Raw genomic sequence first — 13,752 nt, forward strand, 5'->3', positions numbered from 1 at the left:
TAAAGTCTATTTTTACCCGCTAAACCCTAACCCTATTTTATAAATGGCAATAAATCTTACCCGATCAGACTGGAAAAAACTCATGAGTCTGCCTGTAATTGTGGCGGCACTCGGCTACTTCGTTGATATCTACGACATGCAATTGTTCGGTATCGTCAGAATTCCAAGTTTGAGAAGTCTGGGTCTCAATGAAGAAGAAATTAGCCTTGTCGGTAAGGATATTCTGAATGTTCAAATGTTCGGCCTCCTGCTTGGTGGGATTCTCTGGGGTGTGCTTGGTGATAAAAAAGGTCGACTATCGGTCCTTTTTGGTTCAATAATCACCTACTCCATTGCTAATATTGCTTGCGGGTTCATTCCGCAAATCCAATTCATGGATCAGATTACAGCCTATAAATGGCTTAGGTTTATTGCCGGAATTGGCCTGGCGGGTGAATTAGGAGCAGGTATTACTCTTGTTTCAGAAAGTCTACCCAAAAACCTGAGAGCCATTGGCACATCTTTAGTGGCAGGTATCGGTCTCATGGGAGCCGTTGTTGGTAATTTTACGGTAAGACTAAGCGGCGACTGGACTATCGCCTACTTCATTGGCGGAGCTATGGGTATAGCTTTATTACTTCTCCGTGTAGGGGTGATAGAAAGCGGTATGTATACCAATATCACACATGATAAGAACATCAAAAAAGGTAATTTCTTTTCCTTTTTCACCAATTGGGACCGCTTCATTAAATACTTGAAATGTATCGGCATTGGTATACCTACTTGGTTTTGTATCGGTATTCTAGCCTATTTTATTAATGAATTTGGAGTTGCCTTAGGAATAGAAACCCCACTGAACCCGGGTGATGCTGTAATGTGGGCTTACATTGGTATTTCGGCAGGAGATTTCCTCAGTGGATTTATCAGTCACCAGTTAAACTCAAGAAAGAAAGCAATTTTTTATATGATGGCTTTTTCTGGAGTTGGTGTGCTTTTATTCCTCTTTGCCGGTTTTAAATCTGCCGGGGCCATGTATGCCATTTGTATGTGGTTAGGTTTAGGAACGGGCTACTGGGCTATGTTTGTCACTGTAGGTGCTGAGCAGTTTGGAACCAATATTAGAGCTACGGCAGCCACTACCATTCCGAATATGGTTAGAGGTGCCGTACCGGCAATGACCGGTCTATTCACGCTTTTTAAGCCTGATCTGGGTGTTATTTTGGGTGGAGCAGCAGTTGGTCTTATTGCATATATCATAGGCATTTACAGCACTCTTACTATTGAAGAAACACATGGCAAAGACCTGGATTACCTTGAGGCATAGTGCATTAGGTAAAAATACGTGGAGAATTGGGTACAATTATTTCTTGCACTTTACGTATAGTCTAGTAAGTTTGTAGAGAATTTACAGCCATGAAAAAGAACTTTGCAGCCTTAGCGGGCTGCATTTTTCGTTTATGCACTGGTATTGACCACCTTAGGTAGCCTAACCTCCTTTAAAACGAAGTATCCTGTAATGACTGTGGCACCAATAAAATAAAGAGGGAAAATGACATTGATCCAACTACCGGCATTTTCAAGGCCATACCACAGCTGACCATTCTGTATGAAAAGGTACATTCCTAAACCATTCTTAATTAGCTCCTGCCAGAACGACCTGGGATTCTTATCCATCATTTCTGTATAGGCATAAACGCTAAAGAAAAGGAAGAAACCGTATAGCATTAATTGCGTTAAGCTTAATGAAGCTGCGGCATTATAAAACAACATCAAAAACGCAAAAGTGAAAAGGAACTGCATCCAAGACCAGGTTTCCATGCCCTTTGACAGTTTGGGGTAATATTTCTCAAAGTTATATGGGTCGTCAATTTTTTCCACCGGGTATTTGGCAGCTACATCTGCCGGTCGCCAGCCAGTAGGTTTATAAAAAACCCGAAGTTTATCCATCCAGTTTTCTGCTCTCCAGGCATCTTTAATCAAGAGCCAAAGGTGCTGGTAGTTGATTTTAATAGGATTCCAGGTACGTACGGGTCGGGTAATGCCATACACGGGAGGCACGTCATCCAGCTCTTCCTGAAAAGTACCGAAGAGTTTATCCCAAATAATGAAAATCTGACCGTGGTTTTTATCGATATATTCCGGATTAATGGCATGATGAACTCTATGATGAGAAGGTGTTACGATCACCTTTTCTAACCAACCCATTTTACCGATATATACCGTGTGATACCAAAACTGAGCAAAAAGGTGGATTGGTGCTACAATAGCGATTATTGTAGGATCTACACCCAGAAGTGCCGCCGGCAACATGAATATGGTAAAGAATTTAATAAGATCTGAAATACTCTGACGTAAGGCACAGGCCAGATTAAACTCCTCTGAGCTATGATGTACCAAGTGCTGATTCCAGAAAAAGTTGATTTGATGATTTAATCGATGCCCCCAGTACCCTGCGAAATCAAGGGCAATGAAGGCGATAAGGACATTAACCCAGGTAAAAGGAATTCTTACCAATGCTACTTTATCTACCAACCAAACATAGGTCAATAATGACACTCCAATCCCAAGCACATCTTTTAAAGTATTAGTATACCCAGAGCTAAGACTGGAGATCATATCCATACTTTTGAAGTCATCTCCTTTAGCCAGTTTGCCATAAATCTTCTCTCCTAGTACCAGAATAAAGAATACCGGAGAGGCGTACATCAATATTTGAGCATATGTTTCCATTAGTATGCTTGCAGAGCTTTCTTATTCAAAGATAATTCTTTCATGGAAAGTTCACAATTCTGCTCATTGTTAAAAGTTTACACCGACATCAATTCTAGCATTGTTCTTGTAAGGCATTAAATGCCTACTTACTTTTAAGTGAAGAACAGGCTAACATTCACTACTTAATTAAAACAGTATGTCCACAAAAACTACCCTACTAGGAATATTCTTCCTTTTAGCATCATTGATCTCCACAGCACAAATAAAATTCGGAGATATAACTCAAGAATATTTTGATAAAGACTACACCTACCTGGATTCCACAGCATCGTCTGTCGTATTGTATGATTATGGTAAGTCTGAGTTTATTTACTCTCCTTCCAGAGGTTTTGAAATTGAAACAGAATACCACGTTATCAAAAAGATTCTAAAAGAATCAGGGCTTAGCGAAGGCTCACTAACCATTGAGTATTATGACAAAACCCGCTTGGATGCCGAAAACGTCTTTGCCGTAAAGGGTATAACCTACAATATGGTTGATGGAAAACTAAAGGAAACAAAACTTGGGAAGAAAGAAGTCTATATAGAACGTGGAGAGACATATTCCAGCAAGAAAATCAGTCTTCCTGATGTAAAAGTGGGTTCTATTATTGAATATACTTATACCAGACAAACACCATTAAGTACTTATAACAAACCGAGAACCTGGAGTTTTCAAACCGACGAACCAGTGGTATGGAGCGAGTATAACATTACCATTCCATCCTATTTCTACTATCAAATAATTTTTGGTGGATACATTCCGCTTGAAGTTAATGAGCAAGAAACTGTCAATACCAGCATCACAGGTGCAGGTTTAAATGGCAAAGGTCTAAGGTACCGTTTTGGTGTGAAGGATGCACCGGCCTTTAAAAACGAAGCTTATATCACCACCGCTTCGGATTATGTTTCAAAAGTGGAGTTTGAACTCTCTTCCATTTCTTTCCCGAATCAACCCGTTAAGGATTATAACACCACCTGGGACCAACTAGACAATACCCTAAAAAACTCGGATAAATGGAGTGAGGCCTTAAATACAAACTCCTTCTATAATGATGAGATAGAGCATATCAGGGAGATGACCGATCCAATGGAAAAAATTATTGCCGTACATGACTACATGACGGATAATTACAAATGGACTGAGTCTACAGGGCTTTTCCCTCAAAAAACGCTACGGTATACTTTCAAAGAGAAAGAAGGTTCTGCCACAGAACTAAATATTCTTGCTAACTCCATTCTCAGGTCCGTCGGTATCAAGGCTAACCCTTTGATTTTGAGTACAAGAAGTAACGGAAAAATAAATACTGTTTATCCGCTGATGGACAAGTTCAATTATACGCTCTCATGTATTAATCTTGACGGTAAAAAGATACTTTTTGATGTTACAGATCCATTACTCGAAACCGGAGCCATACCTGCATTCTGTGTAAATGGAACGGGTCGAGAAATCTCTGAATATGGTAGTGAGTTTGTGGAGATCACGCCTACAATGGGCTTTTATGAGTTTGAAGAAATTTCTGCTTCTATTGACCCCGAAGAAGGGATCCTTTCCGGGAATTACAGTTCTACCAATACAGGATATAATGCCAGAGACCTTAGAGCCAGCTTAAAGGAGACGAGTGAAGAAAAGTATGAAGAAGAACTAACGAAAAGTTTATCCGAGTGGGAAATTAGTTCTTTCGCTGTTGAAGAGGAAAATGATATCGCCAAACCTATAAAAGTGGGGTATTCATTTCAAAAAGAAGATGTAGGTATCATGCCAGACATGATTTACCTCTCTCCTCTTCTGAGCGGCCAATTGAAAGAAAACCCATTCAAGAAAAAAGACCGACAATTCCCCGTGGATATTGGGCATTCTACTGCTTCTATGGTCAAAGCCACCTATGATATCCCAGAGGGTTTTGAAGTAGAAGAACTTCCTCAGTCAACCTCTATAGCCCTACCAGATAAAGGAGGAAAATTCATGTTTGCTGTGCAAGAACTCAATAATCAAATAGTGGTATTCTCCAGGATTAATCTTAATAAAACACAGTATGCCGCAGCTGAATATCCTTATCTCAAGGAGTTTTATGACAGAATTGTAGAGAAGCATGCAGAACAAATTGTACTAGCCAGAATTGAAGAGTAATATGAAAAGACTATTATTTCCAGGAGCTCTTTTCCTAGGCTCATTTTGTTTGAATGCCCAAGGTTTTGACTTATCGCTCCTTGCCAAGGCAAAAAAAATAGAAAATGTAGATGCGGTCTATCTTACAGATGAAACCGTTTTCAATATTGAAAACAAAGGCCTCTCAAAGACCAAGAAGCACTGGGCTATTTTAATCAATAATAAAACTGCAGCTAAAGACTTCACGGTCTTCTCAGCCTATTTTGACAGTTTTTCTAAAATCAAAAATTTAGAAGGTTATCTCTATGATGAAAACGGTGTAAAAAAAGATAAAATAAGAAAGAGAGATTCTGAAGCAATAAAACTAGGCGTATTTGATAATGCTATATCAGATACCAAACTAACCTATGCTGAGTTTGAGGAGTTGCCAGAAACATATCCTTATGTAGTAGAGTTTAGTTTTGAGAAAGAGGATGAAAACATGATGTTTTATCCAACTTGGATACCACTGCAATATGAAGACGTTAAGGTCTTAAAATCAAGCCTTATCATTAACTCAAATCAGGTCCCTTTTAGGTTTAAAGGTATAAACTTGGCTCAAAACAGTGTAGAATCAGATACTAGTAATTCATTTTACCATAAATGGGTCATTGAAGATTACGGCCCGTTAAAGTTTGAAAAGTACTCGCTAAACAATCATCTGGTAGAAGTCCATACTGCTCCGCAAGACTTCCTGATTGAAAAAAGAGAGGGGCATTTCAGGAAATGGGAAGACTTATCATCTTTCTATCATGAATTGAATAAAGATAGGGACGAGCTACCTGCAGAAAAGGTAGCAGAGGTTTCTAAGCTCATAAGTCCTGGTATGAATACATTCGAAAAGGTTAAAGCCGTTTATGAATTTATGCAGGCAGAAACCAGATATGTCAGCGTTCAGCTAGGTATTGGAGGATGGCAAAGCTCACCTGCCGACCAGGTGGCTACCTTAGGTTATGGAGACTGTAAAGCACTAACAAATTACACCAATGCATTGCTAAAAGCTGTAGGCATTACGGCGTATCCGGCTCTTATCAAATCTGGCTCCAAATACAATCATTACCTAGAGGACTTCCCTTCCATGAATTTCAATCATGTGATTAGCTGCGTACCAATGGGACAAGACACTTTGTGGCTTGAATGCACCAGTCAAACTGAGTCTGCTGGGTATTTGGGTGATTTTACGGGCAATAGAAAAGCTTTACTCATTAAACCTGAAGGAGGAGTTTTAGTAAATACTACTGCTTACCTACCTTCAGAAAACTTTCAAAAAAGAAAAGCTGAAGTTTGGCTAAACGATGACGGCAGTGCTAAGATGAAGGTCTCCAGTTCATACGGAGGGCTTCAGCATGATAGAAGAGCCTATATCTACACCCAAAAAGACCAGGAAGAAATAGATGAATACCTGCTAGATGCCTTCCCTCTTACTACCTATGAAGTAAACCAATCAGGTTTTGAATTAAAGAAAGGTCAAATTCCATCATTAGACGAAAACCTGGAACTTACTGTTAGAAAATTGGCTCCGGCATCCGGAAAAAGAATTTTCTTGAAACCTTCTCTGCTCAGTGGTTTCATGCGTACACCACCAAAAGAAGATGAACGTCAGACAAGACTGTTTTTAAATCCAAACTCTTATGCTTTTGAAGACACTGATGAAATCACTTTTCATTTGCCTGAAGGGCTAAAAATTGAAAGTCACAAAGAGGCGGAAAGCATTGAAAGTAAGTTTGGTTCATACCAAAACTCAATTTCAAGAGAAGGTAATAAACTTATTTACCGGAGAAACGTAATGGTCAAAGGTGGCCATTTCTCTAAAGAAGACTACGCAGATTGGGTACTCTTTGTGAAGAAAGTTAATAAAGCAGACAGATCCAGAATTGTTTTTACTTCTGATGATACATAACAACTATGTCAACAATTCAGAATCTTAGATTTCGACGCTATTTGGTAAAGAATATCGAAATTAAAACTTTAGTATTAGTCATACTATTTACGGTTCAGGCGTGTCGCAAACCATCTCTGGAAGGAGGCTTTTACTTTGTTAATAAATCATCTCAAATGGTCAGTTTGACTTGTTATGGCTCAGAACAAGCCTATTTTAACCAAAATATTCCGTCGGGTAAATTAGTTAGATTCTCTAGCTTCATGATTAATTCTTATTTCTCATTTCCAGACCAAGTTGACTCAATAATAATTGAGAGTCAAGGAAAGATTTTTATTGAGTCATGTCCCTTTAGAAAGCCTGAAGAAGGTGGCGATTTCCTAGATAGAACATGTGAGGCTTCTGAAAGGTCTTTGTTTAACAATGAAGCCTATGAATGGGTAAGTAAAAAGAAATACCAAGCTGGCGACTATTATTACTATTTTACAGAAACCGATTTAGCAAGATTAAAATAGATAGAAGCCAGGCCTATAGCCCGGCTTCTATTTTCTACAATCTCTTCACCATTAAATTCCTCCACTCTACCTTGATGCCTCCGCCACTATGAATCTGCAGGGCAATTGAGCCTTCGGCTTTACCGATTTTCTTATCTGAAAGGTGTACCATTTCATGACCATTAAGCCAAGTGGTCACTTCAGGACCTACCACTTTGATCTTCATCGTATTCCAGTCGCCCATTTTAAGATATTTATCTTTCTCAGGGTCTGGTTTGATAAGCCAACCGCGACCATATGACTCGTAGATACCTCCAGTATCATGGCCAGGAGGAGCTACTTCTGCCTGCCAACCAGTAATTTTAGTCCCTTCAATAGACGAACGAATAAATACTCCACTGTTACCATTGGCTTGCTGACGAAACTCCAGCGTTAATTCAAAATCTTTGAAGCTTTCATGTGTACCCAGATAACCGTATTCCTTATCCGGTCCACTTTCACAGATCAGAAGACCATTCTCTACATACCATTTTTCGGTACCATAAACGGTCCAGCCATCCAGATCTTTTCCATTAAAAATGGCCGTATAACCGCCATCCTTTTGAGCGTAGATGACAGTACAAAATAGACTTAAAGTAAAAACAAGCAGTAACTTTTTCATAGGTTTCATTTTTTATCAATGATACGTATAGCTTTTGAATTCTATCATTTTTTATGTGTAAAAACAGACAAGTCAAGGAATAATGAGGACTAAATTGAATTTTAAAGCTTTCAGCGAGATATTTGTCCCATGAAACAAATCCTGTTTTATCTCTCAGCTGTATTGATTTTTAGTTCATGTACAGAAAATAAGGACTGGAACATCTACATTCCGGATACTTACAGTTCATCTTCCCCAAAAGCAATTGATCTTACAGGCGATGGTATTCTGGACATCGTGATGGGTGGCGGCTCTGATGAATGGGCTAAAAGCGATTATGGCATCATAGCAGTGAATGGTGCAGATGGTAGCCTAATGTGGAATGCTCCGGCCCGCAACCAGATTGTTGGTACTCCTGTATTTCTAGATCTCAATAACGACAAGACACCAGATGTGATCATTGGCGGTAGATCGGCAGAACTACAGGCGTTAAATGGTAAAACAGGTGAACAATTCTGGGAGTTTTACTCTAACCCTAAGTCAACAGCCTCAAGAGACGACGGCTGGTATAATTTCTATAATCCGCAAATAGTGGCCGATCAGGACCAGGACGGAATCAAAGACATTTTGATCTGCAATGGCGGTGATGCCGTGATACCCAAAGGGTATAATTCCAGACCTCCGGGAAAACTTATGCTCATAAGTTCAAAAACCGGCAAAACGCTGGCTGAAGATTTTATGCCAGACATGCAGGAAACATACTTCTCCCCTGTTTTGATAAACCCTGAAAGTGAAAACCCTCAAATTATCTTTGGAAGTGGAGGGGAAAGTGAACCAGGGCATCTTTATCTCTGTCGCCTAAGTGATCTTCTTGACAAAAACTTAAAGGTCTCAAGAGTAATTGATTCTACACTGGAAAAAGGTTATGAGGCTCCACCCATAATGGTAGATATGAACAAAGATGGTATAAAAGACCTCTTATTCAATACCAATGAAGGATTTACCAAACTTCTAAACGGTAAGGATTTTAGCCTGATATGGTCCTATCATATGAAGGGTACAGAAGTCTTCTCTCAGCCAGCAGTTGGTTTATTTAATGATGACGACTACCTGGATGTTTTCGTGCAATACAACCACGGTATCTACCCCGTTTATGACTCTACCAGTTTAGTGCTTATTGATGGTAAATCTGGAAAGGAACAGAAACGCTATTTTAATAAACGTTTCACCTACTCTTCACCATTGGTTGTTGACCTTAATAATGATGGACGAGATGAAGTCCTGCTCAATTCTGTCTCCGACTCATTGATAGAAAATAAACCAAAGCCGTTTTTTGAAATTCAGCTTTATGATTTCCAAAAAGATGAGGTCAGCTTTATAGCTGAGCGTAAAGATGGTGCCTGTTTTGCCAGCACTCCCTGGATTGGCGATATAGACCAAGATGGAAAACTCGATATCATTTATTCTGGAAGCCCATCCATCATTTCTGAATTCCCTGGTTACACGGCTTTCCAGAAGCCCCAGAAGTATTTGGGCATCTACAGAAGAGATTTAGAATACCCTGCAGACAAGATCAGATGGAGTTCATACATGGGTAAGGATGCTAAAAGTCATCTCGACTAAACTTATGATTTTCATCATTGAATGAAGGGCACTTGGCGTCTTTGTATTGCACTTGCTACAGATTCCTGCTAAATTGACTCCAAAACCCTATTCCGATGAAATATTTATCCCTTCTCTTTTGCCTGATCTATGTCAATTGCACGGCTCAAAATGAGCAAAGGATTGCGGATGCAGTACTGCCTTTAGATGAAGCAGACCGTGCAGAAGCTACAGTTATTGCCATTAATGAAGTGGGCAAAACCATAGTCTTAAGACAAGGAACAAATGCTCAAATCTGTTTAGCCGATGACCCTTCAAAAGAGGGATTCAGTGTGGCCTGTTATCACAAAGACCTGGAGCCTTTTATGGCCAGAGGCCGGGAACTGCGTGCCGAAGGCAAAGCTGCCGAAGTAGAGCAATACCGAGCAAAAGAGGCTAAAGAAGGCAGCCTTCAAATGCCGGAGAAAGCAAGCACCTTAGCTGTATTAAGTGGCTCCTCAAAAGAAGAAGCCAATCTTAGATACGTGGTTTATATACCATGGGCTACTGCCGAAAGCACAGGATTACCTACAAAACCTCAGCTGGCAGGCGGACCGTGGATCATGTTTCCGGGCTCCTACAGAGCACACATAATGATTACTCCTCCCGGTAAGTAAGTGGTCTCATTAACACCAATTGAATTAAATAATCTATCAATGAGAAAAACCTTTCTCCAATTACGATCTATGCATACAACCCCTAAGGTCAATGACAAGCCTAAAGTTATGAATGCAATCTCAGCCTTGTCATCACTTTTTATATGTCTAAGTCTTTTATCAAATCCTCATAAAGTCTTTTCTCAGAAAACTGGCCTTATAGCCCCGGGAGCTGAATTGACCCTTATTTCTGATCAGTTTGCTTTTACTGAAGGGCCTGCCTCTGATAAAAAAGGCAATGTCTATTTCACAGACCAACCCAATAACAGTATCTGGAAATACAGTCGATCAGGAAAATTGAGCTTATGGATGAAGCCTTCTGGAAGAGCCAATGGCCTTTTTGTAGATCAAAATGGAAATATCATCGCTTGTGCAGATGGTGATAATGAGCTATGGCAAATATCACAAAACAAGGATGTGAAAGTTTTGACAAAGAACTGGGACGATAAAAAATTCAATGGACCAAACGACGTCTGGATTCACCCGAATGGTGGTCTTTATTTTACTGATCCTTTTTATAAACGTGATTACTGGACCAATACTGAAATGGAGCAGGAAGACATGCGTGTTTATTACCGAAATCCTGAAGGAATTTTCAGCATAGCGGCGGTAGATTTTGTAAGACCAAACGGAATCATTGGCAAAGGTGATTTTCTATACATTGCAGATATTGGCGATAGCAAAACCTATCGATACAGAATGACTGAAGACGGCAAATTGACAGAGAAAACCCTCTTCTGTGAAATGGGTTCAGACGGCATGACGCTGGATGAACACGGCAACCTTTACCTTACCGGCAAAGGTGTAACAGTATTTAACCCAGCTGGAGAAATAATTCAGAAGATTGAAGTACCAGAGAACTGGACAGCCAATATCACATTCGGAGGCAAAAAAAATGATACTTTATTTATTACCGCCTCAAAATCAGTGTATACCCTAAAAATGAATGTCAAAGGCTCCAGAGAGTTTTAATACTCTCTGTACCTCATAATTAGAACAAATAGAAACATGAAAAAACTTACTTACGGTCTTTTAGCTTTAATCATAGGATTTACAACTATCCAATGTACCTCCAGTACTGAAGGAGATACTGAAACTATGGAAAAAGCTCCTGAGCTAGGTGTCGGTGCAGATCCTGTAGAAGGTGCAGAACTCTACTTAGACGGCACCCGAGAAATGCTTGATGAAAAATGGGAATATTGGGAGGGGCCGCGTTTCTCTGCCGAATACCCCATCAAATGGATGACGGTAGAAGATCAAAGCACTGGCAAAATGGTCGTAAGCTCAAATGATCCTGCTGGTAGAGGTGGTAAATATGGTTCGGCAGACATTGTCACCAAGGATAAATTCAGGGATTTCAGAGCTCATGTAGAGTTCTTTGTAGCTACTCCGGGCGGAAACAGCGGCGTCTACTTACAAAATCGCTATGAAATTCAGGTTTTGGATGGTGATACCACCTCTCATGGAATGGGTGCTATTATCAATGAGACCCCTTCACCATATCACCTATATAAGGGTATTGGTGAGTGGAACGCCTATGATATTCAGTTTAGAGCAGCTCGTTTTGATGAAGAGGGCAATTTGACGGAACAGCCGATAACCACAGTCTATTTCAATGGAGCCAAGGCTCATACAAATATTGCCATCAATCAGGTTTGGGGTGGTGAGAACTCTGGCCTTGACGGAGGGAATGATGGAGGAAAAGGCATCACAGACACGCCCGGAGGTTTAAAACTTCAGGCAGAAGGTCATGATGTGCTTTACCGAAATATCTGGATCAAGGAAATGAATTTTGCAACACCAGATACCAACTTCTAATCAATTGATTTTACAAACTGTATAGACATTTAAAAAGCTATTCATTCTAATCAATTGATTTTACAAACTGTATAGACATTTAAAAAGCTATTCATGAAAAGAAGAAACGTACTTAAGTCCGGATTGACCGGAGCAGTAGCTTTGGCCGCAGGTTCAAAATCAGCTTTCGCTCAAGAACCTGAAAAGAAGAAACATAATTTCACCTTCTGCCTCAATACCAGCACCATTATGAAGCAGAATCTTGGCCTCCTGAATGAAATCAAAACGGCAGCCAAGGTGGGTTATGATGGTATAGAAATCTGGCAGCGTACGCTGGAAGCCTTTTTGAAAGATGGTGGAACCACCAAAGAGGTCAAAAAACTAGCGAATGATTTAGGAATTAGCATTGAAAATAGCATTGGCTTTGCTTCATGGATAGTAGACAATGACGAAGCCAGAGGCAGAGCAATGGATCAGCTCAAAAGAGAAATGGAGCTTTTGGCCGAAATAGGCTGTAAAAGAATTGCCGCTCCACCAGTAAGTGCAACCAATCTTCCCAAAATTGACCTGAGTAAGGCTGCCGACCGTTTTGCGGCAGTTTGTGAGTTAGGTAAAGAAATGGGTGTTTTACCACAACTTGAGCTTTGGGGATTCTCAGAAAATCTTCACCGTTTTGGCGAAACACTATTCGTGGCTGCCGAAAGTGGTCACCCTGACGCGGTTATTCTGCCAGACATCTATCATCTTCGAAGAGGAGGTTCTCCTTTTGAATCTTTGGAGATGATCAATGGAAGTAAAATTCAGATGTTTCATATGAATGACTACCCGGGAGATGTACCAAAGGCAGAACTCACTGATGCCATGAGGGTAATGCCGGGCGACGGAGATGCTCCTATGAAAGAAATTCTACAAACATTGAACGCCAAAGGTGTACCCATTACCCTTTCTCTGGAAATATTCAATGAAGACTATTGGAAAATGGATGCTAGCGAGGCCGCCAAAATTGGATTGCAAAAAATGAAAAAGGTGGTAAAAGAGGCTTGTACTTCGTAAAGAAGCACAAAACAAACATCTACTCCCTGATTAGAAAGCTTGCTCACATCCTCAGTCGTGAGATTGAAGAATTAGAGAAATAGAAGCACAAAAGCGAAAGCAAGTAGTTTTGGAACTTACAAACTATACGTATTCCCCACTTCTGAAAGTGGAATACACCCTTGATAAGGACCTGGTATTGGATCATAGGTCAAAACCTTCTCCCCTATTTCTTCAGATGAAAAATATCCCCAAAGTATGGTTGATTTTAAGCTTCTATAAAAACCTACGGGTTCTTGCTCACCTACTGCCGTCCCCCATACAGAACCATTGAATTTGGGGGTCGATTTTTCTTGATCTTTGAGCATCACTATCTGATCATCTTTTTGTAGATCATCAAACTCAGCACCGTATTTTTCTTTTGCAAGGGCATTGAATTCTTCAAATTGGGCATTCCAACCTTCCTTTGCTTCAGCAGAAAATAATTTACCATATACCAAATCAAAGAACATATCTACCTTCATTTCCAGCCCACCTGGAGTAGACGTTTTTGGTAAGATTAAATCAACTAAAGTACTGATTGTTTCGGCTTGCTTCACAGATAGAAACTGAGGCGACCAATTCAGCCTTGTTTGCTCCTTACATGATTGCAATAAAGACAGCAAGGAAGGACCCGAGGCGGCCACACCAGCCATCATTAATGATTTTCTTAATGCTTCTCTTCTCTGCATGTT

General features: G+C 40.1%; 12 protein-coding genes. 9 read left to right on the forward strand and 3 right to left on the reverse strand.

The genetic code is table 11. The annotated features are described in order from the left end of the window. Positions 1–43 precede the first annotated feature (43 nt). On the forward strand, positions 44–1,303 hold the full coding sequence (locus ACUXV0_RS08295; protein WP_446192616.1) for an MFS transporter: 1,260 nt from the start codon (positions 44–46) through the stop codon (positions 1,301–1,303). A gap of 131 nt (positions 1,304–1,434) precedes the next feature. Here ACUXV0_RS08295 and ACUXV0_RS08300 read toward each other — a convergent pair whose 3' ends face one another. Then, positions 1,435–2,709: a sterol desaturase family protein gene (locus ACUXV0_RS08300; protein ID WP_446192617.1), complete on the reverse strand. Its 1,275-nt coding sequence runs from the start codon at positions 2,707–2,709 to the stop codon at positions 1,435–1,437. A gap of 178 nt (positions 2,710–2,887) precedes the next feature. Between ACUXV0_RS08300 and ACUXV0_RS08305 the strand changes: the two genes are divergently transcribed. From ACUXV0_RS08305 to ACUXV0_RS08315, 3 genes are read left to right on the forward strand one after another with little or no spacing between them, the layout of a single operon-like run. Further along, positions 2,888–4,861, forward strand: coding sequence for a DUF3857 domain-containing protein (locus ACUXV0_RS08305; protein WP_446192618.1), 1,974 nt, complete (start codon positions 2,888–2,890; stop codon positions 4,859–4,861). A gap of 1 nt (position 4,862) precedes the next feature. After that, positions 4,863–6,779 carry a DUF3857 domain-containing protein gene (locus ACUXV0_RS08310; protein ID WP_446192619.1) on the forward strand — a complete coding sequence of 639 codons (1,917 nt, stop codon included), beginning with the start codon at positions 4,863–4,865 and terminating at the stop codon, positions 6,777–6,779. A 5-nt stretch (positions 6,780–6,784) separates the two neighbouring features. Beyond that, entirely contained in the window at positions 6,785–7,273 is a 489-nt protein-coding gene (locus tag ACUXV0_RS08315; protein ID WP_446192620.1) for a hypothetical protein, read from the forward strand. A 34-nt stretch (positions 7,274–7,307) separates the two neighbouring features. On the opposite strand, the gene ACUXV0_RS08320 is transcribed toward ACUXV0_RS08315, so the two are convergent. After that, positions 7,308–7,913: a 3-keto-disaccharide hydrolase gene (locus tag ACUXV0_RS08320; RefSeq protein WP_446192621.1), complete on the reverse strand. Its 606-nt coding sequence runs from the start codon at positions 7,911–7,913 to the stop codon at positions 7,308–7,310. Positions 7,914–8,042: 129 nt separating this feature from the next. Between ACUXV0_RS08320 and ACUXV0_RS08325 the strand changes: the two genes are divergently transcribed. The 5 genes from ACUXV0_RS08325 to ACUXV0_RS08345 all read left to right on the forward strand — a co-directional run bounded on the left by ACUXV0_RS08325 (position 8,043) and on the right by ACUXV0_RS08345 (position 13,039). Continuing rightward, positions 8,043–9,515, forward strand: coding sequence for a hypothetical protein (locus ACUXV0_RS08325; RefSeq protein WP_446192622.1), 1,473 nt, complete (start codon positions 8,043–8,045; stop codon positions 9,513–9,515). A 95-nt stretch (positions 9,516–9,610) separates the two neighbouring features. Continuing rightward, complete coding sequence (locus ACUXV0_RS08330; protein WP_446192623.1) at positions 9,611–10,150, forward strand: hypothetical protein; 540 nt, start codon at positions 9,611–9,613, stop codon at positions 10,148–10,150. A gap of 39 nt (positions 10,151–10,189) precedes the next feature. Then, positions 10,190–11,161: an SMP-30/gluconolactonase/LRE family protein gene (locus ACUXV0_RS08335; RefSeq protein WP_446192624.1), complete on the forward strand. Its 972-nt coding sequence runs from the start codon at positions 10,190–10,192 to the stop codon at positions 11,159–11,161. A 126-nt stretch (positions 11,162–11,287) separates the two neighbouring features. Further along, positions 11,288–12,007, forward strand: a complete 720-nt coding sequence (locus ACUXV0_RS08340; protein WP_446192805.1) for a 3-keto-disaccharide hydrolase — start codon at positions 11,288–11,290, stop codon at positions 12,005–12,007. A gap of 93 nt (positions 12,008–12,100) precedes the next feature. Continuing rightward, positions 12,101–13,039, forward strand: coding sequence for a sugar phosphate isomerase/epimerase family protein (locus ACUXV0_RS08345; RefSeq protein ID WP_446192625.1), 939 nt, complete (start codon positions 12,101–12,103; stop codon positions 13,037–13,039). Between the two features lie 116 nt (positions 13,040–13,155). Here the strand turns inward: ACUXV0_RS08345 and ACUXV0_RS08350 are convergent, their stop codons facing one another. Next, the gene (locus ACUXV0_RS08350) at positions 13,156–13,749 is read right to left on the reverse strand and encodes a gluconate 2-dehydrogenase subunit 3 family protein (protein ID WP_446192626.1); all 594 of its coding nucleotides are present in this window, start codon (positions 13,747–13,749) and stop codon (positions 13,156–13,158) included. Between the last annotated feature and the right edge of the window lie 3 nt (positions 13,750–13,752).

This window comes from Jiulongibacter sp. NS-SX5, from assembly GCF_052828545.1.